Here is a 21,844-nt window from a genome sequence, read left to right as displayed (position 1 = left end):
GTGCTGCCCACCCGCAGCCGATTGCGCGGCTGGAACCCGGAGTCGCTGGAGCCCGCGGCGGCTGCGATCCGATCCGCCGGCGCCACCGTCTACCAGGCCGTCCGCAACCTCGACGATCAGGTCGACCGGATGCCGCAGGCACAGGCATGGCAGGGTGCCGCGCACAGCGCGGCCGCAGACATGTTCCGCCGCGCCACCGACAGGTCGTCGGCGTTCAAGAACTACGCCGAGGCGGTGGCTGCCGCTCTGTCCGACGGTGCATCGACCATCGGCCGGGCCCGCGCCGCCGCGCTGGCCAAGGCCGACGAGATCGACAGCGGGCCGCTCAACGTCACCGACCAGTGGGTCGTGCTGATCGACCCGGCAGGGATGTCCGCACAGCGTGCAGCCGAACTGGAGGTCATGGCCAAGGAGGCACAGGCCGAACTGAACCCCCTCGTCGTCGCCGTCGACCAGGCCGACGTCACCACCTCGATGAAGCTGATGGTCAGCGTCGCCGAGGAAGGGATCAACCGGGATCTCGTCGGTCTCGACGATCCCGGTCCGGCGCCGGTCGACGACGTCCCCAGCCCGGACACCGCCGACGGCGAGAAGTTCCAAGAGATCGCCCGCGCCGAGGACATGGCCACGACGGTTCGCGAGATCACCGAAAGCGAGGACCGGGACGGCAACCGGGTCACGACCTACACGATGATGGACGGCAGTACGCACGTCGCCACCGAATACATCGACCAGGGCCTGCCCAGCCAGCAGGTCTATCCGCCCGGGACCACCCGCGTCCTGCACTCCGACAAACACAACAACTGGATCTCGGAGACCTTCACCGAACCGCTGGAGGACGGCGGTCTGAGGACCCGGGTGAGCTGGCGGGACGGTCCCACGATCACCATGACCGAGACGGCCGACGGGGTGCGCACCGGCAGCTGTATCACCGCCGACGGCCGCGAAAGTGCGCTGCCCGACGAGTTCTTCACCGACCCGCTCCCGACACTGGCCGGGGGCGCCTTGTCCGGACTGCAAACCCAAGCCGGACAAGGCATCCCCGGACTCACCGCATCGGAACTGGACAAGGTGAAGGCGGGCGCCAAGTGGGGCGGCCCGGCGATGGGACTGGCCACGATGGCCTACAACATGGTCTCCGCGGAGACCCTCCGCGAGGCCTGCATCGCCGGCGTCTCCGGGGTCTACAGCACCGTCGGCGGAATCGCGGGCGGCGGACTGGGTGGCCTCGCGGCCGGACCCGTCGGTGCGTTCGGTGGCGGCGTGGCAGGCTCCTGGGTCTTCGGCTACGTCGGCACGGTGGTGGGAGAGGTGCTCTGCCCGAAATGAGTCCGACGAGCTCACTGGCCTTGGTCGGCGTTCTGTTCGGCAGCTTGGCCGCGTTCTCCCTGTACTGGACATTCGAGCTCGCAGCGCAGGGCCGTTGGCCGTCGATGCTGGTCGTCCTGGGATTCGCAGTCTTCGCGATCGCGGTGCTGGTCCTGCGGATCGTCGTCACCCTGGGCAAGGTCGCGCCGCGCATCCAAATCGTCGACGGGGCAACGGAATTGCGTCCCGGAATCCTGGTCGACAGGCTCTCGATGACCGGGGCGCTCGCTGCGTTCGCCGCGTTGCTGGTGTACGGGGTCGGCGGTCTCTTCGGCGTCGCCGGCCTTCCGGGCGTCGCCGCAGACCGGACGTGGCTTCCGCTGGTCGGCATCATCGGCGCGGTGATCGGGGTGCCGAGCCTGATCCGCATGATCCGTCAGGGCGGGATGGGCTATGTGCGTCTGAGCGCCGAGGGCGTCGACGTCGCCGACGCGTACTTCCGCGCCGCTCGCCGCTGGGACGAGCTGACCGACGTGTCCGATCGGTCCGCGCAGAGTAACTGGTTCCAGACCTCCGGCGCGACCTACCTGACCACCGCCGACGGCCATACCCGGACATGGGCTTCGGACTGGTACACACCTGGAGGCCGCGCCGCGCGGGAGTTCGTGCGGTTCTACTGGCAACACCCCGAGCACCGCGACGAACTGACCGACTCCCGGGCCGCCCGACGACTGGAGGCCATGACATGAGAGCGGTCGCACGTCGCGCCCTCGCGTCGGCCCTGCTGCCGTTGCTCTTTCTGGCCGGATGCACCCGCGGAGAGCAGGAACCGGCGGACGCTGCGGCGCCCGCCCTGCCGGAGCAGACCCTTCTGACCGGCCCGCTGCGGAAACAACCGGTACCCGACTGGACCACGACCGTCGCCGACCTCGGCCTGCCGCCCGGGACGGCGGTCAAACCGATCGGCAACATCGGCGACCGTGGCGTCTTCCTCGGCATCGCCGCGACCGAGTGGTGGTTGGTCGGTCTCGACGTTACGAACGGCGAGCCGACATTCGACCCCGTACGCCTCGGGACGAGTGCGAATGCCGCTGCCTTCAACTGCTACCTCAACGGCCCGCCGAACGTGCTCTGCGTTCGCCAGGAGCGCGACCCGGCAACACCCGGGACCGCGTGGGTGGTCGACACCGATGCCGAGTCGATCAGCTACGAGGGACCGACCGAGGTGAAAGTCGCTTACGCCCAGGGCGAACCGCAGCTCGAACCGATCGGCGACCGCGTGGTCGCGACCGTCGAAGGACGCGGCGTCCACGGCGTGGGATCACGTGCGGAACCCACCTGGTTCGTCCCCGGGGACGGGATCCTGCCCGCCCAGTTCGCGTCCTGGGACCACGACACCACCCGCGCGCCGCTCGCGGTACAAGGCGCCGGCGCGGGTGCCGATGTGGTGTTCTCCCTGGACGACGGCGCCGTGGTCGAGCCTGCGCTGCCTGCGCAGGCGCGCCTGCGCCGTGCCATCGTCTACCCGGGCGGCTTCGGGTACGGATACGCCGACGGCGCCGGAGACCACGTGGCGCTCTTCGACGCGGCGGGAACCCCACGCGGCGAACCGATTCCGGCCGAAGGCCTGGAGACCCGCTCTCTCGATCTACCGGTGGTCAGGACGGCCACGGACCACCGCGTCCTCGACGCCGACGGACGGCAGATCCTCGAACTGCCGCGCACGGACTCGTCACCACACGTGCGGCTGATCGGCCCGCGGCTCTACGTCGCCCAGGATCCCGTCAATCGCGACTGGCAGCAGTTCGACCTGCGCACCGGTGACGCGGGGTCGACCTGCACCGACGGCCGCCTCGGGTTCGACTACGTCGGCTCCGACGGTGACGTGGCCGTCGTGCGCGCAGATGGGATCCTCGCCCGCGGCGTCGACCTCACGACCTGCGAGGAGTTGTGGACCCTGCCCGCCTCCGCGGACCTGGTCACCGAACTCTGGCGCGTCCACACCGTCCTGGTGCAGCGCACCGGTGACACCCTGTCGGGTTTGGCGTCCCCGGACTGACGCGAGCGCGAAACGATCGGCCATGATGGAGAACCATGACGGCCACCGCGCAAAAGCTCTGCGAGTTCATCGACGCGTCGCCCTCACCGTTCCATGCCGTCGCCACCACAGCCGAGCGGTTGCGCGCGGCCGGGTTCACCGAGCTGTCGGAAGCCGATCCCTGGCCCGAACCCGGTGACCATTTCGTGGTGCGGGCCGGCTCCCTGATTGCCTGGCGTGGCGGTGGGGACGCGCGTGCCGTGCCTTTTCGGATCGTCGGCGCCCACACCGACAGCCCGAACCTGCGCGTCAAACAGCACCCCGACCGGTTCGTCTCCGGATGGCAGGTGGTCGCGCTGCAGCCCTACGGCGGGGCGTGGCTGAACTCGTGGCTGGACCGCGACCTCGGCATCAGCGGACGGCTGTCGGTGCGCCGCGGCGCACAGGTCGAGCACGTATTGGTGCGCATCGACGACCCGATCCTGCGGGTCCCGCAGCTGGCCATCCACCTCGCCGAGGACCGCAAGGGTGTCGAGTTGAACCCCCAGCGCCACGTCAACGCGGTGTGGGGCGTCGACAGCGGTAGCCGATCGTTCCTCGGGTACGTCGCCGAGCGCGCCGGCGTCGACGTCGACGCGCTGCTCGGTTTCGACCTGATGACCCACGACATCAACCCGTCGCGGCTGGCCGGCGCCGACAACGAGCTGGTCAGCGCGCCACGCCTGGACAACCAGGCCACCTGCTACGCCGGCCTGGAGGCCTTCCTGGCGGCGTCGGCTACGTCGCAGCTGCCGGTGCTGGTGCTGTTCGACCACGAGGAGGTCGGGTCGCAGTCCGACCACGGCGCCCAGTCCGACCTGCTCCTGACCGTGCTCGAACGCATCACGCTGGCCGCCGGCGGCGACCGCCAGGACTTCCTGCGGCGCCTCTCGGACTCCATGGTCGCCTCCGGGGACATGGCCCACGCGACCCACCCGAACTACCCGGAACGCCACGAACCCGGCCACCTGATCGAGGTCAACGCCGGTCCGGTGCTCAAAGTGCAGCCCAACCTGCGGTACGCCACCGACGGGCGCACGGCGGCGGCCTTCGCGCTGGCGTGCCAACAGGCCGGGGTGCCGCTGCAACGCTACGAACACCGGGCGGACCTGCCCTGCGGGTCGACCATCGGCCCGATGACCGCGGCGCGGACCGGCATTCCCACCGTCGACGTCGGTGCGGCGCAACTGGCGATGCACTCGGCGCGCGAAGTGATGGGCGCGCACGACGTCGCGCAGTATTCGGCCGCATTGCACGCATTCCTGTCGCCCGGCTGACCTACAGTTCGGTCATGACGCTCGCAATCGAGATGGTGACCTTCGACTGCACGGATCCCGACCGGCTGGCGCAATGGTGGGCCGACGCCGTCGGCGGTGAGCTGAATGCCGTGGCCCCAGGCGATTTCGTGATGATCGTCCGCGACGGCGGACCCAACCTGGGGTTCCAGCGCGTGCCCGATCCGACTCCCGGCAAGAACAAGGTGCACCTGGACTTCCACGCCGCCGACCGCGAGGCCGAGGTGGCGCGGCTGGTCGGTCTGGGCGCGCAGGAGACCGGTCGGCACGACTTCGGACCCGAGTTCGAATGGGTGGTGCTGGCCGACCCGGAGGGCAATGCGTTCTGTGTGGCCTGAGTCGCACCGAACATCCTGGCTAAACTGACGCCGTGACATCAGGGCTCAGCAATCAGGTAGACACCGTCGAACGAGCGGCGGCCACGCCCGACCAGCCTCAGCCCTATCGAGAGCTCGGCCTCAAAGACGACGAGTACGAGCGGATCCGCGAGATCCTGGGCCGTCGGCCCACCGACGCCGAGTTGGCCATGTACTCGGTGATGTGGAGCGAGCACTGCTCCTACAAGTCCTCGAAGGTGCACCTGCGCTACTTCGGCGAGACCACCACCCCGAAGATGCGGGAAGCGATGCTCGCCGGTATCGGCGAGAACGCGGGCGTCGTCGACATCGGTGACGGGTGGGCCGCGACCTTCAAGGTCGAGTCCCACAACCATCCGTCCTACATCGAGCCCTACCAGGGCGCGGCGACCGGCGTCGGCGGCATCGTGCGCGACATCATGGCCATGGGTGCGCGTCCCGTCGCGGTGATGGACCAGCTGCGGTTCGGCCCCGCCGACGCCCCCGACACCCGCCGCGTTCTCGACGGCGTGGTGCGCGGCATCGGCGGCTACGGCAACTCGCTCGGCCTGCCCAACATCGGCGGCGAGACCGTCTTCGACGCCTCCTACGCCGGCAACCCGTTGGTCAACGCGCTGTGCGTCGGCGTGCTGCGCAAGGAAGACCTGCACCTGGCGTTCGCTTCGGGCGTCGGCAACAAGATCATCCTGTTCGGGGCCCGTACCGGTCTCGACGGTATCGGCGGGGTGTCGGTGCTGGCGTCGGAGACGTTCGGGGGCGACGAGGGCGGATCATCGGGCCGCAAGAAACTGCCCAGCGTGCAGGTGGGTGACCCGTTCACCGAGAAGGTACTCATCGAGTGCTGCCTCGAGCTCTACTCCAGCGGTCTGGTGGTCGGCATCCAGGACCTCGGTGGTGCCGGATTGTCCTGCGCCACCTCGGAATTGGCGTCAGCCGGTGACGGCGGCATGCGCGTCGAGCTGGACGCGGTGCCTCTGCGCGCAGCCAACATGACCCCCGCGGAGATCCTGTCGAGCGAATCGCAGGAACGTATGTGCGCGGTCGTCACACCCGAGAACGTGGACGCGTTCTTGGCGGTCTGCCGCAAATGGGATGTGCTGGCCACCGTCATCGGCGAGGTCACCGACACCGGCCGCCTCGAAATCACCTGGCACGGCGAGACCGTCGTCGACGTCCCGCCGCGCACCGTCGCCCACGAAGGTCCGGTCTACGAACGTCCCGTACAACGCCCCGAGACCCAGGACGCGCTCAACGCCGACACCTCCGCGCGGCTGCCGCGGCCGTCGACCCCGGAGGAGCTTCGCGAGACGCTGCTGAAGCTGTTGGGCAGCCCGCATCTGTGCAGCCGCGCGTTCATCACCGAGCAGTACGACCGCTACGTCCGCGGCAACACCGTGCTGGCCGAACACGCCGACGGCGGCGTGCTGCGCGTCGACGAGGAGACGGGACGCGGCATCGCCATCTCCACCGACGCGTCCGGCCGCTACACGGCGCTCGACCCGTACACCGGTGCCCAACTCGCGCTCGCCGAGGCCTACCGCAACGTCGCCGTCACCGGCGCCACCCCGATCGCGGTGACCAACTGCCTGAACTTCGGATCCCCCGAGGATCCCGGGGTGATGTGGCAATTCGCCCAGGCCGTCCGCGGCCTCGCCGACGGCGCTGCGACACTGGGCATTCCGGTGACCGGCGGCAACGTCAGCTTCTACAACCAGACCGGCGCCACCGCGATCCTGCCCACCCCGGTGGTCGGCGTCCTCGGCGTGATCGACGACGTCAAACGGCGCATCCCGCCCGCACTGGGCACCGAACCGGGCGAATCCCTGATCCTGCTGGGCGACACCCACGACGAGTTCGACGGCTCGATCTGGGCGCAGGTCACCGCCGATCACCTCGGTGGGGTGCCGCCGAAGGTCGACCTGGCGCGCGAGCAACTCCTCGCCGAGGTGCTCACCGCGGCGTCGCGGGACGGCCTGGTGTCCGCCGGCCACGACCTGTCCGAGGGCGGACTCATCCAAGCTGTCGTGGAAGCCGCCCTCGCCGGCGAAACCGGTTGCCGCATCGTCATTCCCGAGGACTTCCAGAACGACGGCGGCCCCTTCGTGTTCCTGTTCAGCGAGTCGGCGGGCCGGGTCCTGGTCGCGGTGCCGCGCACCGAGGAGAGTCGCTTCCTCGCGATGTGCGAGGCGCGAAGTCTGCCGGCCACCCGGATCGGCGTCGTGGACCCGGGTGCGGACCCGACCCAGCCGACCGTCGAGGTGCAGGGACTGTTCACCGTGACGTTGGAGGAGTTGCGACGCACGTCGGAGGGCGTGCTTCCCGGGTTGTTCGGGTGAACCTCTGGGTGTGGCGGATGCTGCGGCTGGACTTCACCGGCATCGCATTCGGCGCGCTGAGCTTCTGCCTCTCGCTCACACCCTCACTTCTTCCCCGGGACTGGCTGTTCGGTGGGCTCATCGGCGGGCTGAGCGCCGCGATCGGCTACGGCATCGGCGTGTTCCTCGGCCGCATGGTCCACCGGTTCGTGCTCGCCAACCGGCGCTGGTGGCCGCTGCCGTCCGGGATCGCCTACACGCTGAAGACCATCACCGTGGTCGGGTCGGTCGCGGCGTGCCTGCTGATGGTGGTCCCGGCGGCCGACTGGCAGCGGCAGGTCTCGGAACTCATGGGCGTCGAAGGACCCAGCACCGCAAGCTATCTGCGTACCCTCGCGCTGGCCGCGGCCGTCGGGGCGGTGTGTGTGGCCGTGACCCGCGTGTTCATCGACGTGATCAAGACGATGGCGCGGATGCTGATCCGGCGGTGGCGACTCTCCGACGAACTGGCACTGCTGATCGGCACGGCCGTGGTGGTGGTTCTGGTCATCACCCTGGTCAACGGTGTGCTCGTACGCGGCTTCTTCGCCGCGGCCAACCGGGTCTTCCAACCGCAGAACAGCACCACCGCCGAAGGAGTCGTACAACCGGAGGACTCCGAGAGATCGGGCAGCCCGGACTCCTTCGCCGAATGGGACACCCTGGGTTATCAGGGCCGCAGCTTCGTCGCCGGCGGTCCCAGCGCCGAGGAACTCGAGCGCATCAACGGCCGGCCCGCACTCGAACCGATCCGCGTCTACGTCGGGCTGGAGACCGCCGAGACGGACGAAGAGCGGATGGCGGTGCTGCTCAGCGAGTTGGAGCGCACCGGCGCGTTCGACCGCGAAGTGCTGGTGATCGCACCCACCACCGGAACGGGGTGGCTCAATCCCGTGGCCACCGCGGCGCTGGAGCTGATGTACAACGGCGACACCGCGATCGTGGGATCGCAGTACTCCTTTCTGCCGAGCTGGATTTCGTTCCTGGGTGATCAACAGAAGTCCATGCAGTCGGGACGGATGATGATCGAGGCGGTACACCAGCGGTGGGCGCAGTTGCCGCCGGACCGGCGCCCACGGTTGATGCTCTACGGCGAGAGCCTGGGTTCGATGGCCGGGCAGGCCGCGTTCGACTGGTTGCCCGACATCTCCCGGATGGGCTTCTCGTCGGTGCTGTGGGTCGGCCCGCCCAACGCCAGCCGATTGTGGCGCGGCATCACCGTGCGCCGCGACCCCGGAACCCCGGAAGTGCAGCCCCGCTACGACAATGGGCGCACCGTGCGTTTCTCGCAGGGCAACGATTCCGAACAGATCGCCGCGGACACCCTCCCGCCCTGGGAAGGCACCCGGGTGCTGTTCCTGCAGCATGCGTCGGATCCGATCGTGTGGTGGTCACCGGATCTGCTGTTCACCCGCCCGGACTGGCTGGCCGAACCGCCCGGCCGGGACCGCACCGCGTCCATGCGGTGGTACCCGATCATCACGTTTTGGCAGGTCGCCGCCGACATGACCAATGCGGCCTCGGCTCCCGGCGGGCACGGCCACAACTACGGTCATTACATCCTCGACGGCTGGGTGGGCGTCGCGGCCCCGCCCGGCTGGACCCGTGCCGACACCGAGCGCATCCGGAATGTCCTGCAGGACCGACTTTCTGATGCTGTGACGTGAAGAGGCACTCATCGCGGGTCGTTGGGCTCTCGGCGCTGTTGCTCACCTGGAGCGCCGTGTCGCCACGTCTGCCGACGCGGTGGAATCCCCTGCCGCACATTGCTTTCAGTGCGACCTTGGCGTTCACCGGACGAGAATCGTTGGGACTGCGGCCGCCTGCGCTGTGGGACGGGCTCCGGTGGGGTGGTATCGCGGCGGCTCCCGTGATCTCGGCCGTGGCAGCGGCCACCGCCCGCCGCGAGGTACGCGAGGGGATGGCCGTGCGCGACATTCCGGCGAAGCCCGGCCGCTGGCTGCTGCTGCGAATCCCGTTCGGCACCGTGTGGTCCGAGGAGGTCGTCTACCGCGGCATCCTCGACAGCGTGGCCACCCGTGCCTTCGGACCGCGCGCAGGCGGGATCGTCGCGGCCGCGGTGTTCGGCCTCAGCCATGTGCCCGACGCCCGCGCCGGAGGCGACTCGGTCCTCGGCACGGTGCTCGTCACCGGCGCCGCCGGAGCGTTGTTCTCGTGGCTGTACCGCAGATCCGGCAGCCTGGCCGCGCCGATCCTCGCGCACCTCGCGATCAACGAGGCCGGAGCCGTTGCGGCGCTGGCAGTTCAACGTGGACGTGTCGAACGCCGAGCCGTTTGAGATCCTGAACCCGTGGCCACTCGTCGTGGTGCCGACCCGGCACAGACCCGCGCTGCCGTCACGGCGGTCTCAGCCTGGTTGCGTGACCCGGACACGCCGTCGCCGCAGCGCGCCGAACTCGCGGCGGCGGTACGTCTGACGGCGCGCACCCTCGCCGCCGACGCTCCGGGCTCCAGCGTCGAGGTCAGGGTGCCGCCGTTCGTCGCGGTGCAGTGCATCGCCGGTCCGCGACACACCCGCGGCAACCCGCCGAACGTCGTCGAAACCGACCCCCGCACCTGGCTGCTTCTGGCCACCGGGCTGCTGACGGTCGACGACGCGGCCGCGGTCGGTGCGCTGCAGCTGTCGGGCTCCCGGGCCGAGGAGATCGCGTCCTGGCTGCCGGTGGTGAACCTCGACGAGTAATTCGGCGGCGATTCTGTCGCAACCGACTTTGACCCGTAGACTGGCCCACGTCACCCACAGCCCCCAGGGAGCAGCCTGATTGTGACCGCTGAGCAGTCCGCCGACGTGGACAACGAGCCCAGAGAAGAGTGCGGAGTCTTCGGCGTCTGGGCACCCAGCGAAGAAGTGGCCAAACTCACCTACTACGGTCTGTATGCGCTGCAACACAGGGGCCAGGAGGCCGCGGGCATCGCCGTCGCCGACGGCTCCCAGGTGCTGGTGTTCAAGGATCTCGGCCTGGTCAGCCAGGTGTTCGACGAGCAGACGCTGGCCGCCATGCCCGGCCACGTCGCCGTGGGCCACTGCCGATACTCCACCACCGGGTCCACCACGTGGGAGAACGCGCAGCCCGTCTTCCGCAACACTGCAGCCGGTACCGGAGTTGCGCTGGGCCACAACGGAAATCTGGTCAACACCGCCGAACTGGCCGCCCGGGCCCGCGACGAGGGTCTGGTCGGTCCGCGCGGAGCCGCTGCCGCGACCACCGACTCCGACATCCTGGGCGCGCTGCTGGCCCACGGCGCCGCAGATTCGTCGCTGGAACAGGCCGCGCTGGAACTGCTGCCGACCGTGCGTGGCGCCTTCTGCCTGACCTTCATGGACGAGAACACCCTGTATGCGGCGCGCGATCCCTACGGCGTGCGACCGCTGTCACTGGGCCGTCTGGACCGAGGCTGGGTGGTGGCCTCGGAAACCGCCGCACTCGACATCGTCGGCGCCTCGTTCGTCCGCGACATCGAACCCGGTGAGCTGCTCGCCATCGACGCCGACGGGGTGCGGTCCAGCCGGTTCGCGCCGCCCTCGCCGAAAGGCTGTGTGTTCGAGTACGTCTACCTGGCGCGTCCGGACTCCACGATCGTCGGCCGCTCGGTGCACGCCACCCGGGTGGACATCGGCCGGCGCCTGGCCCGCGAGAAGCCCGTCGACGCCGACCTGGTGATCGGCGTCCCCGAATCGGGCACGCCCGCCGCCGTCGGCTACGCGCAGGAGTCCGGAATACCGTTCGGTCAGGGTTTGATGAAGAACGCCTACGTCGGGCGCACCTTCATCCAGCCGTCGCAGACCATCCGGCAACTCGGTATCCGCCTCAAGCTCAACCCGCTCAAAGAGGTCATCCGCGGCAAGCGCCTCATCGTCGTCGACGATTCGATCGTGCGGGGCAACACCCAGCGCGCCCTGATCCGGATGCTGCGCGAGGCCGGCGCGGTCGAGGTGCATGTGCGCATCGCGTCGCCCCCGGTGAAATGGCCGTGCTTCTACGGCATCGACTTCGCGACCCCGGCCGAGCTGATCGCCAACGCCTCCAACGCCGATGCCGACGAGGACGAGATGCTCGAAGCGGTCCGCCACGCCATCGGCGCCGACACGCTGGGCTACATCTCGCAACAGGGCATGATCGCCGCCACCGAACAGCCCGCCTCGAGGTTGTGCTCGGCATGCTTCGACGGGGACTACCCGATCGAACTGCCCGGCGAGACCGCCCTCGGCAAGAACGTCGTGGAACACATGCTGGCCACCGCGGCTCGCACCGGCATCCCGCTGCAGACCGTCGACAACGACAACGCGTCGGCGCTGCGCAGGCCTTGACGCCTCCGGCGTCCCTAACCCTGCGCCGGGCTGAACCGCAACAACCGCCGCTTCCCGCCGGCCGCGGCCGTGCCGTCGCGTTGCAGTGCCTGTTCGACCGCGTCGCGGTAGCTCGTCAGGCCACCGGGCGGCGGCGCGATGACGTCATCGATGTCGTGTTCGTGGGCGACGGCGTCGCACTCCAGAGACTCCACCAGCGGCCGAGCCAGCCCCGCCGGGATGGGCGTCACCAACCCGACCCACCAACTCGCGATCGTCGGCGTCAGGAACGGCAGTACCACCATCACCCGACGGCGCAGGCCCGCGATGTCGGCGTAGATCTGCATCGCGTCGCCGTACTCCATCACGTCCGGACCGCCGACATCCCAGGTGCGCGAGCGTGGCACCGGGGCCGTCGCCGCTTCGGCGAGATAGTGCAGCACGTCGTCGACGGCGATCGGCTGGATCTTGTTGTGCACCCACTTCGGCGTCGTCAGAAGCGGCAACCGGTCGGTCAGGTGCCGCACCATCTCGAACGACGCCGACCCCGAACCGATGACGATGCCCGCCTGCAGCACCACCGTCTCCACCGGTGATTCCAGCAGGATGTCGCCGACCTCGACCCGGGAAGCCAGGTGACGCGACAGATCCGCGCCCTCCGGGTGCAGACCGCCGAGGTACACCACCCGCTTGATCCCGGCCTTCTGCGCCGCCGCCACCACGTTGCGCGCCGAGCGGGCCTCTTCGGCCACGAAGTCGCGGGAGGTGCCCATCGAATGCACCAGGTAGTACAGGACGTCGACGTCCTCGAAGGCCTCGGTCAGGGAGTCCGGGTCGGTCAGGTCGCCGCGCACCACCTCCACCTCGGAGCGCCACGGCGCCCCGTCGAGCTTGGCGGGCGTGCGTGCCATCGCGCGTACCGCCAGCCCTTGTTCCAGCAGCTTGGGTATCAGGTGACCCCCGATATAACCGGTGGCGCCGGTCACCAGGCACCGCGTCTGTCCAGCCGACATCTCTTCCTCCGCCCGTCTACCCCGTCTTCGGAGCCGACGCCGACCTGGATTGCCGCAATCCGGGAGTTCGACACCGGAGGGCGGGCGGTAGCCTTGCATCCGATGACTAAGGGCGCCGAACAACACGGCATTTCCTATGCGTCGGCGGGCGTCGACATCGAAGCCGGTGACCGTGCCGTCGAACTCTTCAAGCCACTTGCCAAGAAGGCGACCCGCCCCGAGGTGCGGGGCGGGCTGGGCGGCTTCGCCGGCCTGTTCGCCCTACGCGGGGACTACCGCGAGCCGCTGCTGGCGTCGTCGACCGACGGGGTCGGCACGAAGCTGGCGGTCGCCCAGGCCATGGACAAGCACGACACCGTCGGCATCGACCTGGTCGCCATGGTGGTCGACGACCTGGTGGTGTGTGGTGCAGAACCACTGTTCCTGCAGGACTACATCGCCGTCGGCCGGACCGTCCCCGAGCGGGTCGCCGAGCTGGTGTCGGGCATCGCCGACGGCTGCGTCCAGGCCGGGTGCGCGCTGCTGGGCGGGGAGACCGCCGAGCACCCCGGCCTGATGGCGCCGGACCACTACGACATCTCGGCCACCGGCATCGGCGTCGTCGAGGCCGACGACGTCCTCGGACCCGACCGGGTCAAGCCCGGGGACGTGATCATCGCGATGGCGTCCACCGGCCTGCACTCCAACGGATACTCACTCGCTCGGCATGTGCTGCTCGAGATCGACCACATGAACCTCGCGGGCCACGTCGAGGAGTTCGGCCGCACCCTGGGCGAAGAACTGCTCGAGCCCACCCGCATCTACGCCAAGGACTGCCTGGCGCTGATCGCGGAGACCCAGGTGCGCACCTTCTGCCACGTCACCGGAGGCGGACTGGCCGGCAACCTGGAACGCGTCATCCCGCACGGCCTGATGGCCGAACTGGACCGCGGCACCTGGACGCCCGCCCCGGTGTTCGGCATGATCGCCCAGCGCGGGCGCATCGAGCGTGCCGAGATGGAACGGACGTTCAACATGGGCGTCGGCATGGTGGCCGTGGTCGCGCCGGAGGACACCGATCGCGCGCTGGCCGTGCTGACCGCCCGACACCTGGACTGCTGGACCCTGGGCACCGTCAAGAAGGGCGGTAAGGACAGTGCCCGTGCGGTTCTGGTGGGGCAGCACCCCAGGTTCTAGGTGGGTCGAGGGGACTGGAGCCTAGCGGCGCCAGTCGTCCTCCTCGACCCAGGCATCATCTGATGCCCTCTCACCATCCAGACTGGACGATCCCGACAACTCGCGCTGAAGCCGCTCGAAGTCGGTCTGAGGTGAGCTGTACTTGAGCTCACGTGCAACCTTGGTCTGCTTTGCCTTAGCCCGGCCGCGGCCCATGGGGGAACCCCCTCGCGCAATAACGGAGCGGCCCAATTACTAGGCGGCTCCGATCTGAGTGTGTTTATTGTCCTGCCCGACACCTTACCGTGCCGAACGCCGTGGCGCTGGCAGGCCCTGATCACCCGCCGGGTTTTGTGGCTGCCGTCACTTAGTTCCGCTACGCAACCGTTCGACGGCCAGTCGCCCGGCGCCGACGGCGTCGGTCTCCGGCACGGAGTCGGGGTCGATGGCGGCCGTGCAGGCCACCTGGCCGCCGGTGGTCAACTCGGTGTCGGCGGGCAGTCCGCGCTTGACCAGCGCCAGGGCGATCGCTCCCTCGTCGACGTGGTCGACGACGGTGCCCAGCCGCCCCACCGCGCGGCCGCCGGCCAGCAGCGGGTCCCCGGGAGCGGGACGTTCGGTGTCGCCGTCCAGATGCAGCAGCACCAGCATCCGCGGCGGCTTGCCCAGGTTGTGCACCCGCGCCACCGTCTCCTGACCCCGGTAACACCCCTTGTCCAGATGCACGGCCGGTCCGATCCAGCCCACCTCGTGGGGGATGGTGCGCTCGTCGGTGTCCACGCCCAGGCGTGGTTGCCGGGCCGCGACCCGCAGCGCCTCATAGGTCCAGACCCCGGCCGGGCGCACCCCCGCCGCAGTCAGGCGGTCCCACCACTGGTCGCGCTGTACCCGCGGCACCACCAGATCCAGGTCCGCCCCGCCCGAAGACAGGCGACGCACGAATCCGCCGCCCTCGACGGTCGTCGCCGTCCCGTCGGCCGGCAGCGACGTCAGTCCGAGCACGTCGAGCACCGCGGTGTCGCCGAGATCCGGCCCCAGCAGCGAGAGCACCCCGAACTCGGCCGGTTCGATCGCGACATCCGACCAGAACACCATCTTGCGCAGGTACGCCAGCAGCGGCTCGGCGCGCCACGGCTCGGTGTCGAGGACCGTGCGACCGTCCACCTCGGCCTGCAACCAGTGGTCCTCGACCCGGCCCTGCCCGTCCAGGCTGAGATTCTGGGTGGTGGTGCCGTCGGCGACGTCACTGACGTGCTGCGTGGAGAGGCTGTGCAGCCAGGTGTTGCGCTCGGCGCCCGTCAGGGTCAGCACCCCGCGGTGGGACCGCTCGACCACGACGGCGCCGTCGCGGGCCGTCCGTTGCTCGCCGAGGGGATCGCCGTAATGCCAGACGGCCCCGGCATCGGGTCCGGAATCAGGTGCGGGGACAGCGGACATAGGTCAACTCTACGGATTCGGTGACCGGCGCTGGGGCTACGCTGTGGGTCCATGGCCGACGGACCCGGAGTTGTGGTCACCCTCGACGGGCAGCTGCACGACCCGACTGTTCCGCTGTTGTTCGCCGACGACCTCGCCGCGGTCCGCGGCGACGGGATCTTCGAGACCCTGTTGGTGCGCGACGGCGGCCCCTGCCTGCTGGACGCGCACCTGGAACGGCTGACGCACTCGGCGAAGATGATGGACCTACCTGCTCCCGATCTGGGTCGGTGGCGCGCCGCGGTCGCGGTCGCCGTCGAGGCCTGGACGTCGGCGACCGAGGATGACGGTGTCCTGCGGTTGGTGTACAGCCGCGGCCGCGAGAGCGCACCCGGCAGCACGGCCTACGCGACCGTCGGGGCGTTGCCGGCGCGCGTCGCCGAGGTCCGGCGGCACGGGTTGGCGGCCGTGACCCTCGACCGCGGACTGACCTCGCACGGGACCGACGAGTTGCCGTGGCTACTGGCCGGCGCCAAGACGCTGTCCTACGCGGTGAACATGGCCGCGCTGCGCCACGCCGAGGCGCGTGGCGCCGGGGACGTGATCTTCGTCAGCAGCGACGGATACATCCTCGAGGGGCCGCGCTCGACGGTCGTCATCGCCACCGTGTCCGACGACGGCCGGCCGTGCCTGCTCACCCCGCCGCCCTGGTATCCGATCCTGCGCGGCACCACCCAGCAGGCGCTGTTCGAAGTCGCTCGCGACAAGGGGTACGACTGCGACTACCAGGCGTTGCGGCCCGCTGATCTCGTTGCCGCGCAAGGGGTCTGGTTGGTGTCGAGCATCACGCTGGCGGCGCGCGTGCACACCGTCGACGGAGTCGAGCTGGCGCACGCGGCGGCAGCCGAGGACATGGCCGAGATGATCGACGCCGCGCTGCGCCGCGATCGCTGAGAGCGTATTTCCCTTGTCGGTGTCGCGGCGCGGGGGTACCTTCGCTCGTACACAGGAAAGGAGGTGGTCCGAGATTTTGAGTGACTTATGGACATGTGAGGTGGCTGCGAGCTAGCAGCGCCGGGGAGCGCTTGACGCACACCTGCGCGCGCTGGCGAATTCCCCGCAGTCACCCGGCCCCCGAGCCCCTCGGTTTTTGTCCGACCGTGGATGACGGCTCGGGGGTCGCTCCATGTTCGGGGTGGGTCAGCCCGCGAAGCGCGACAGCCGTGCCGACAGGTGCGGAACCAGACCGCCGTCGGCGTCGACCCGTTCTTCGACATAGGCGAGATCGCCGCCCTCGATGATGCCGTAGAGCCGTTTGGCTCCGCCGACGAGAATGCCGGACTTGCTGCGGGCCAGCGCGTCGGTGACCAACTCCCAGGACGACTGGTTCAGCGGGCGGCCGTAGAACAGCTCCACGTAGCCGGCCGAGTGCGCCAGCAACAGTTCGATGGCCTGGGATTCACCGGGGTCGGCCGGATCGCTGACGAACCGCCAGTAGCCGGTTTCACGCAGATCGGGACGTTCGTAATCGCCGTCCTCGGTCATGCGCCACGACCGGGCCTCCCAGTTCAGGTAGTCGCCGCCGTCGTGCGATACGACGATCTGTTGGCCGAACCGGTAGTCGCCGTGGGCGCCGCGACCCTCACCCTCGCCGCGCCACACACCCACCAGAGGCAGCAGCGCCAGTAGGGCGTCGTTGAGGTCGGCGCCCTGCCGCAGATTCGCGGTATCGGCGGGCACCGGAAGATCGGTGAACGACGGAACGTTGCGCGCCGCGGTCTGCTTGGCCCGTTCGGCCGCAGCGGCGACCGCCTCGTCGCCGGAGGTCATTACGACTCGTCGGTGACCAGGCGATACACCGCGTACAACGCGAACCAGGTGATCACCACGACCGCGGCGACGAGCAGGATCTCGAAGAACAGCACCACGGCGGAGAGTTTAACCGCCGTCGAGATCCTGCTCGCGACCGGAGGTCTGCCTAAGCGACCTTGACGTCGACCTCGTGGATCCCGGCGCTCGTCGGCGCGACCACGGCGTCACCGTTGCCGACCTTCGACAGGGCGCGCAGCGTCCAGGTGCCCGGTGCCGCGAAGAAGCGGAAGTCACCGGTGGCCGATGCGACGACCTCGGCGGTGAACTCGTCGGAGCTGTCCAGCAGGCGGACGAACGCGCCGCCGACCGCCTGCCCCGAGCCGTCCACGACCCGGCCGGTGATGACCGTTTCCTTCTCCAGGTCGACGTTGGCGGGCAACGTCAGTCCTTGCTTGGGTGCAGAGCACATATCAACTTCCCAATTCGATCGGGGCCCCCACCAGGGAGCCGTATTCGCACCAACTGCCGTCATAGTTCTTGACGTTCTCGTGCCCCAGGAGCTCGCGCAGGACGAACCAGGTGTGCGACGAGCGCTCACCGATCCGGCAGTACGCGATGACCTCCTTCGACCCGTCGAGGCCGGCGTCGGCGTACAGCTTGGCCAGCTCCTCGTCGGACTTGAAGGTGCCGTCTTCGTTGGCGGCCTTGCTCCAGGGAACGTTGATCGCGCCCGGGACGTGGCCGGGACGCTGGCTCTGCTCCTGCGGCAGATGCGCGGGAGCCAGGATCTTGCCGGAGAACTCGTCGGGGGAGCGCACGTCGACGAGGTTCTTCTTGCCGATCGCGTCGATGACCTCGTCACGGAACGCGCGGATGCTGGTGTCGGGCGCCTTGGCGGTGTAGCTCGTGGTCGGCCGCTCCACCTTGTCGGTCGACAGGGGGCGGGCGTCGAGCTCCCACTTCTTGCGGCCGCCGTCGAGCAGCTTGACGTTCTCGTGGCCGTAGAGCTTGAAGTACCAGTAGGCGTAGGCGGCGAACCAGTTGTTGTTGCCGCCGTAGAGGATCACGGTGTCGTCGTTGGAGATCCCGCGCTCGCTCAGCAGCTTCGAGAACTGCTCGGCATCGACGAAGTCGCGCCGCACCGGGTCCTGCAGATCGGCCTTCCAGTCGAGCTTCACCGCACCGGGGATGTGCCCGGTGTCGTAAGCGCTGGTGTCTTCGTCGACCTCGACGAAGACGGTGTTCGGAGCGTCGAGATTGCTCTCGGCCCAGTCGACTGAGACCAGGACGTCGGAGCGTGCCATAGAGGGTCCTTCCGGTTTTGTTGGGGGCGGTGCGATTACGTGGGGGACGGTGCACCCGACGTCAGGCGACGACGGATGGCAGGGGGCTTCCCGATGGTGATGAGGTTCGACATGGATCAAGCTCCTGTTGGTGCATCGACGGACTGGGGCCGGTCGGCGGCCGCTCACGGCAGTGCGACGCACACCGAAGACGCGGCTACTCAGCAGCAACAACAGCAACAGCCCGCAACGCGGCACAGATCCACTGCGCGGCGCTTGGTGAGCACAAGCTCGAGGCGGGCTGACACGGCCGACAGCTTACCCAATGACAGGGTGATCAAGCCAACAGCCGCTGAAGGACCGACCGCAGGTCAGCGGCGGTCGGTACCCCCGATGTGCGGTAACGCTGGCGCCCGTCGGCGTCGAAGACGAACGTCGTAGGCAGCGACAGAACCGAAAGTTTGCGTGCCGCCGCGGGATTGGCGTCCATGTCGATCTCGACGTGGGCCACCTGGGGCAGCTCCGCGCAGACCTCGTCGACCACCCGACGGACACCGGCGCAGGGCCCGCACCACGGCGCCGAGAAATGCAGCACCGTGGGGCCGGTGCCGGACAGGCCCAGATCGCTGGTGTCGACGTCGGGCCACTCCGCGGCGCCCCTGGCCAGCGTGCTGCGCAGCGTGACCAGCCGTCCGATCACCAGGGCCAAGCCGGCCACGGCGATCAACACCGCGACGACGACGACCCAGGTCGCACTCATGAGAGCCGGAACCTGTCCAGGCGTAGCTCCACGTCCTCGGTGATGCCTTCGATGATGATGTCCGATCCGCGGGCCCCCTGACTGGTCGGCAGGACCCCGAACGGCAACCGTTGCCCCGGCAGCGAGCCGCTGAAGGTCTCCAACACCGCCGGCAGCCGGTCCTCCGGCACGTCCTGATCGGCGGTGCCCGGTCCCGTCAGCACTCCGGTCGCGGTCAGGACCAGCGTGGAGTCGTCCGGTCCGGTCAACGACAGATCCACCGCGATGCTGACCCTCTCACCGAACCCCGCCTGGTGGGGGGTACCGGTGAAGACCACGCCGCGGTTACTCGAGATCCCCGACTCGGTGGTGCCGCCGGTCGAGTCGTTGGTCTCGACGGTCGGAGCCTCCACCAGCAGGTCGGTGATGCCCATGTAGCGGCCCAGATGGGTGGAGTCGATGATGATGCGGCTCTCCACCTTGCCGACCGACAACGTCGTGTCCGGCGCCACCAGCCACGACCCCGGAAGCTCGACGGAATGCAGGGTGGCCTCCAGCGATGCCCGGCCGATCACCGCGTGATCAACACCACTGGCCTTGATCTCGACCTCGTCGTACCGGTGCTGCGACGCCTGCGCGACGAACGGGAAGCCCAGAATCGCCACCGACGGATCCCAGTTCAGGTCGGCGGCGCTGCGGACGCTTCTGGCCAGGCGATATTCGGCATAGATCGCCGCGCCGAAGTCCGTGCCGACCGCGCCCAGGACCAACGTGAGCACGGTCGCGAGGCCACCGAGGAGGAGCTTGCGCACCCCGACATTGTTGCCCACGTGCCGCGGCGTCCCCGTTCGACGCGGCGTATGAGCAGGTGGCGCGCTATCGTTAGACCACCAACGGTCGGTAACGGCCGTGTGTCAGGCATGAATCTGGGAAGTCACCGCGCGACAACGACGTACCGGTGGTGTCCTGCCGAAGATCTCCACGGCTGTTGGAGGGCCAGTTGGACCTATTGCTACTCACGGTCGACCCGCATCCGGAATCCGTCCTACCGTCGCTGGCCCTGCTCGCGCACACCGTGCGCACCGCACCCACCGAGGTGTCGTCGCTGCTGGAGGCCGGCTCCGCCGACGTGGCCATCGTCGACGCCCGCACCGACCTCGCCGCGGCGCGTGGACTCTGCCGTCTGCTGGGCACGACCGGCACCTCGGTGCCGGTGGTGGCCGTGGTCAACGAGGGCGGACTGGTCGCGGTCAACGTCGAGTGGGGTCTCGACGAGATCCTGTTGCCCAGCACGGGTCCGGCCGAGATCGACGCGCGCCTGCGGCTTTTGGTCGGCCGCCGCGGCGGTCTGGCCAACCAGGAGAACGTCGGCAAGATCAGCCTCGGCGAGCTGGTGATCGACGAGGGCACCTACACCGCTCGTCTGCGCGGCAAACCGCTCGACCTCACCTACAAGGAGTTCGAGCTGCTGAAATACCTCGCGCAACATGCGGGCCGGGTGTTCACCCGGGCGCAGCTGCTGCAGGAGGTGTGGGGTTACGACTTCTTCGGCGGCACGCGCACCGTCGACGTGCACGTCCGCCGGCTACGCGCCAAACTCGGCCCCGAGTACGAGTCGCTGATCGGCACCGTCCGCAACGTCGGGTACAAGGCCGTCCGTCCGGCCCGCGGCCGCGGAGCGGCCGCACCGGCACCCGAGGAGGTCGACGACGACCCCTACGACGACGAGGTCGACGAGATCGGCAGCGACGTGGTCTCCGAGGCGCTGGGGAGTCCGTGACGGTCGACTGGCAGCACGAACTCGCCGACACCCGACGTCGGCAGATCCGTGAACTCGTGGAGGCGGCCACCGTCGCCGACGGTGTCGCACCCGTCGGCGAACAGGTACTGCGCGCGCTGAACCACGACCGGACCCGACACCTTCTGGCCGTCGACGGCGACCGTGTGCAGGGTTACCTCAATCTGGCGCCGGCCACCGACGACGCCCCGCCCATGGCTGAACTCGTGGTGCATCCCGACGCGCGTCGTCGCGGTATCGGTGCCCACCTGATCCGCACCGCGCTCGAAACCGGGGACGCCGACGCTCGATTCTGGGCCCACGGTGATCTCGAACCGGCCCGTGCCACGGCCGGGGCCCTGGGACTGGTGCCTGTGCGCCGGCTGCTGCAGATGAGTCGTCCGCTGGCGGACCTGCCCGCGGTGCCCGAGGTCGACGGAGTGCGCCTGGCCACCTACTCGGGTCCCGATGACGACGCCGAGCTGTTGCGGGTCAACAACGCCGCGTTCGCGTGGCACCCCGAGCAGGGTGGCTGGACCGATGCCGAAATCGCCGAGCGCCGCGCCGAAGCATGGTTCGACCCCGACGGACTGTTCATGGCCTTCGACGAGCAGTCCGGTGCGCTGCTCGGATTCCACTGGACCAAGGTGCATTCGGCGACCCTCGGTGAGGTGTACGTCGTCGGCGTCGACCCCGCCGCGCAGGGTCGCGGCCTGGGCGGGCTGCTGACCCTGAGCGGCTTGCACCACCTGGCGGAGCGGCTGACCGTCGGCAGAGTCGAGCCCGACGTGATGCTTTACGTCGAAGCCGACAACACCGCCGCGGTGAAGACGTATGAACGCCTCGGCTTCGATATAGCCAACACCGACGTGGCCTACGCGGCGAACCGGTAGGAACGCCGAACCGTTCACCTCGCGTTCACCCGCAGTCCGCGAACGATCCACCACGGC

General features: G+C 69.1%; 23 protein-coding genes. 14 read left to right on the top strand and 9 right to left on the bottom strand.

What is annotated here, in order from left to right:
• From ACAG25_RS11220 to purF, 10 genes are all read left to right on the top strand, one after another.
• Complete coding sequence (locus tag ACAG25_RS11220) at positions 1 to 1,329, top strand: hypothetical protein (RefSeq protein ID WP_370488462.1); 1,329 nt, start codon at positions 1 to 3, stop codon at positions 1,327 to 1,329.
• A complete protein-coding gene (locus ACAG25_RS11215; protein ID WP_370488460.1) occupies positions 1,326 to 2,057 on the top strand; it encodes a hypothetical protein in 732 nt (243 codons plus the stop codon). Before ACAG25_RS11220 ends, ACAG25_RS11215 begins: the two co-directional genes overlap by 4 nt.
• Positions 2,054 to 3,367, top strand: coding sequence for a hypothetical protein (locus tag ACAG25_RS11210; protein ID WP_370488458.1), 1,314 nt, complete (start codon positions 2,054 to 2,056; stop codon positions 3,365 to 3,367). Before ACAG25_RS11215 ends, ACAG25_RS11210 begins: the two co-directional genes overlap by 4 nt.
• Positions 3,368 to 3,402: 35 nt before the next feature.
• Positions 3,403 to 4,662, top strand: coding sequence for a M18 family aminopeptidase (locus tag ACAG25_RS11205; RefSeq protein ID WP_370488457.1), 1,260 nt, complete (start codon positions 3,403 to 3,405; stop codon positions 4,660 to 4,662).
• A 14-nt stretch (positions 4,663 to 4,676) separates the two neighbouring features.
• Positions 4,677 to 5,018 (top strand): VOC family protein, encoded by a 342-nt coding sequence (locus ACAG25_RS11200; protein WP_370488456.1) that lies wholly within the window; start codon positions 4,677 to 4,679, stop codon positions 5,016 to 5,018.
• Positions 5,019 to 5,050: 32 nt separating this feature from the next.
• Positions 5,051 to 7,372, top strand: coding sequence for a phosphoribosylformylglycinamidine synthase subunit PurL (gene purL / locus ACAG25_RS11195; protein WP_370488454.1), 2,322 nt, complete (start codon positions 5,051 to 5,053; stop codon positions 7,370 to 7,372).
• Positions 7,373 to 7,389: 17 nt separating this feature from the next.
• A complete protein-coding gene (locus ACAG25_RS11190) occupies positions 7,390 to 9,057 on the top strand; it encodes an alpha/beta hydrolase (RefSeq protein WP_370488745.1) in 1,668 nt (555 codons plus the stop codon).
• Entirely contained in the window at positions 9,054 to 9,689 is a 636-nt protein-coding gene (locus ACAG25_RS11185; protein ID WP_370488453.1) for a lysostaphin resistance A-like protein, read from the top strand. Before ACAG25_RS11190 ends, ACAG25_RS11185 begins: the two co-directional genes overlap by 4 nt.
• A 12-nt stretch (positions 9,690 to 9,701) precedes the next feature.
• Positions 9,702 to 10,094 carry a sterol carrier family protein gene (locus tag ACAG25_RS11180; RefSeq protein WP_370488451.1) on the top strand — a complete coding sequence of 131 codons (393 nt, stop codon included), beginning with the start codon at positions 9,702 to 9,704 and terminating at the stop codon, positions 10,092 to 10,094.
• Between the two features lie 81 nt (positions 10,095 to 10,175).
• Complete coding sequence (gene purF, locus ACAG25_RS11175; RefSeq protein WP_370488450.1) at positions 10,176 to 11,720, top strand: amidophosphoribosyltransferase; 1,545 nt, start codon at positions 10,176 to 10,178, stop codon at positions 11,718 to 11,720.
• A 14-nt stretch (positions 11,721 to 11,734) separates the two neighbouring features.
• On the opposite strand, the gene ACAG25_RS11170 is transcribed toward purF, so the two are convergent.
• Positions 11,735 to 12,712 carry an NAD(P)H-binding protein gene (locus ACAG25_RS11170; protein ID WP_370488448.1) on the bottom strand — a complete coding sequence of 326 codons (978 nt, stop codon included), beginning with the start codon at positions 12,710 to 12,712 and terminating at the stop codon, positions 11,735 to 11,737.
• Between the two features lie 102 nt (positions 12,713 to 12,814).
• On the opposite strand from ACAG25_RS11170, the gene purM reads away from it, so the two are divergent.
• Positions 12,815 to 13,888 carry a phosphoribosylformylglycinamidine cyclo-ligase gene (gene purM, locus ACAG25_RS11165; protein WP_370488447.1) on the top strand — a complete coding sequence of 358 codons (1,074 nt, stop codon included), beginning with the start codon at positions 12,815 to 12,817 and terminating at the stop codon, positions 13,886 to 13,888.
• 21 nt (positions 13,889 to 13,909) lie between these two features.
• On the opposite strand, the gene ACAG25_RS11160 is transcribed toward purM, so the two are convergent.
• A complete protein-coding gene (locus ACAG25_RS11160) occupies positions 13,910 to 14,083 on the bottom strand; it encodes a DUF3073 domain-containing protein (RefSeq protein ID WP_370488446.1) in 174 nt (57 codons plus the stop codon).
• A gap of 147 nt (positions 14,084 to 14,230) precedes the next feature.
• Positions 14,231 to 15,304, bottom strand: coding sequence for a folate-binding protein YgfZ (locus ACAG25_RS11155; protein WP_370488445.1), 1,074 nt, complete (start codon positions 15,302 to 15,304; stop codon positions 14,231 to 14,233).
• Positions 15,305 to 15,355: 51 nt separating this feature from the next.
• Here ACAG25_RS11155 and ACAG25_RS11150 point away from each other — a divergent pair, with 51 nt between their 5' ends.
• Positions 15,356 to 16,237 (top strand): aminodeoxychorismate lyase, encoded by an 882-nt coding sequence (locus tag ACAG25_RS11150; RefSeq protein ID WP_370488444.1) that lies wholly within the window; start codon positions 15,356 to 15,358, stop codon positions 16,235 to 16,237.
• A 246-nt stretch (positions 16,238 to 16,483) separates the two neighbouring features.
• Here ACAG25_RS11150 and ACAG25_RS11145 read toward each other — a convergent pair whose 3' ends face one another.
• From ACAG25_RS11145 to lmeA, 6 genes are all read right to left on the bottom strand, one after another.
• Entirely contained in the window at positions 16,484 to 17,113 is a 630-nt protein-coding gene (locus ACAG25_RS11145; RefSeq protein WP_370488443.1) for an FABP family protein, read from the bottom strand.
• Positions 17,114 to 17,261: 148 nt separating this feature from the next.
• Positions 17,262 to 17,564 carry a DUF1416 domain-containing protein gene (locus ACAG25_RS11140; RefSeq protein ID WP_370488442.1) on the bottom strand — a complete coding sequence of 101 codons (303 nt, stop codon included), beginning with the start codon at positions 17,562 to 17,564 and terminating at the stop codon, positions 17,262 to 17,264.
• Position 17,565: 1 nt separating this feature from the next.
• The gene (locus ACAG25_RS11135) at positions 17,566 to 18,399 is read right to left on the bottom strand and encodes a sulfurtransferase (protein WP_370488441.1); all 834 of its coding nucleotides are present in this window, start codon (positions 18,397 to 18,399) and stop codon (positions 17,566 to 17,568) included.
• Between the two features lie 200 nt (positions 18,400 to 18,599).
• Positions 18,600 to 18,686, bottom strand: a complete 87-nt coding sequence (locus ACAG25_RS11130; RefSeq protein WP_370488744.1) for an Ms5788A family Cys-rich leader peptide — start codon at positions 18,684 to 18,686, stop codon at positions 18,600 to 18,602.
• 29 nt (positions 18,687 to 18,715) lie between these two features.
• Entirely contained in the window at positions 18,716 to 19,138 is a 423-nt protein-coding gene (locus ACAG25_RS11125; protein WP_370488440.1) for a thioredoxin family protein, read from the bottom strand.
• Positions 19,135 to 19,947, bottom strand: coding sequence for a mannan chain length control protein LmeA (gene lmeA, locus ACAG25_RS11120; RefSeq protein WP_370488439.1), 813 nt, complete (start codon positions 19,945 to 19,947; stop codon positions 19,135 to 19,137). Before lmeA ends, ACAG25_RS11125 begins: the two co-directional genes overlap by 4 nt.
• 170 nt (positions 19,948 to 20,117) lie before the next feature.
• On the opposite strand from lmeA, the gene ACAG25_RS11115 reads away from it, so the two are divergent.
• Both ACAG25_RS11115 and mshD read left to right on the top strand, forming a co-directional pair.
• Positions 20,118 to 20,897, top strand: a complete 780-nt coding sequence (locus ACAG25_RS11115; protein ID WP_370488438.1) for a winged-helix domain-containing protein — start codon at positions 20,118 to 20,120, stop codon at positions 20,895 to 20,897.
• A complete protein-coding gene (mshD, locus tag ACAG25_RS11110) occupies positions 20,894 to 21,787 on the top strand; it encodes a mycothiol synthase (RefSeq protein ID WP_370488437.1) in 894 nt (297 codons plus the stop codon). The genes ACAG25_RS11115 and mshD overlap by 4 nt, the downstream gene beginning before the upstream one ends.
• Positions 21,788 to 21,844: the final 57 nt, after the last annotated feature.

Origin of the sequence: Mycobacterium sp. pV006 (assembly GCF_041287115.1) — a bacterium.
In the GTDB taxonomy this organism is placed as follows: domain Bacteria; phylum Actinomycetota; class Actinomycetes; order Mycobacteriales; family Mycobacteriaceae; genus Mycobacterium.
Note: the sequence above shows the minus strand (reverse complement) of the source record. Positions and strands in the feature narration are given on the sequence as shown.

What these genes read in the sequence shown, in the direction of transcription:
- ACAG25_RS11125 (WP_370488440.1), bottom strand. Translation starts at nt 19,138, where the DNA reads ATGAGTGCGACCTGGGTCGTCGTCGTCGCGGTGTTGATCGCCGTGGCC.
- ACAG25_RS11140 (WP_370488442.1), bottom strand. Translation starts at nt 17,564, where the DNA reads ATGTGCTCTGCACCCAAGCAAGGACTGACGTTGCCCGCCAACGTCGAC.
- ACAG25_RS11135 (WP_370488441.1), bottom strand. Translation starts at nt 18,399, where the DNA reads ATGGCACGCTCCGACGTCCTGGTCTCAGTCGACTGGGCCGAGAGCAAT.
- ACAG25_RS11200 (WP_370488456.1), top strand. Translation starts at nt 4,677, where the DNA reads ATGACGCTCGCAATCGAGATGGTGACCTTCGACTGCACGGATCCCGAC.
- ACAG25_RS11160 (WP_370488446.1), bottom strand. Translation starts at nt 14,083, where the DNA reads ATGGGCCGCGGCCGGGCTAAGGCAAAGCAGACCAAGGTTGCACGTGAG.
- ACAG25_RS11170 (WP_370488448.1), bottom strand. Translation starts at nt 12,712, where the DNA reads ATGTCGGCTGGACAGACGCGGTGCCTGGTGACCGGCGCCACCGGTTAT.
- ACAG25_RS11145 (WP_370488443.1), bottom strand. Translation starts at nt 17,113, where the DNA reads ATGACCTCCGGCGACGAGGCGGTCGCCGCTGCGGCCGAACGGGCCAAG.
- ACAG25_RS11150 (WP_370488444.1), top strand. Translation starts at nt 15,356, where the DNA reads ATGGCCGACGGACCCGGAGTTGTGGTCACCCTCGACGGGCAGCTGCAC.
- ACAG25_RS11210 (WP_370488458.1), top strand. Translation starts at nt 2,054, where the DNA reads ATGAGAGCGGTCGCACGTCGCGCCCTCGCGTCGGCCCTGCTGCCGTTG.
- ACAG25_RS11155 (WP_370488445.1), bottom strand. Translation starts at nt 15,304, where the DNA reads ATGTCCGCTGTCCCCGCACCTGATTCCGGACCCGATGCCGGGGCCGTC.
- ACAG25_RS11215 (WP_370488460.1), top strand. Translation starts at nt 1,326, where the DNA reads ATGAGTCCGACGAGCTCACTGGCCTTGGTCGGCGTTCTGTTCGGCAGC.
- ACAG25_RS11205 (WP_370488457.1), top strand. Translation starts at nt 3,403, where the DNA reads ATGACGGCCACCGCGCAAAAGCTCTGCGAGTTCATCGACGCGTCGCCC.
- purM (WP_370488447.1), top strand. Translation starts at nt 12,815, where the DNA reads ATGACTAAGGGCGCCGAACAACACGGCATTTCCTATGCGTCGGCGGGC.
- ACAG25_RS11190 (WP_370488745.1), top strand. Translation starts at nt 7,390, where the DNA reads ATGCTGCGGCTGGACTTCACCGGCATCGCATTCGGCGCGCTGAGCTTC.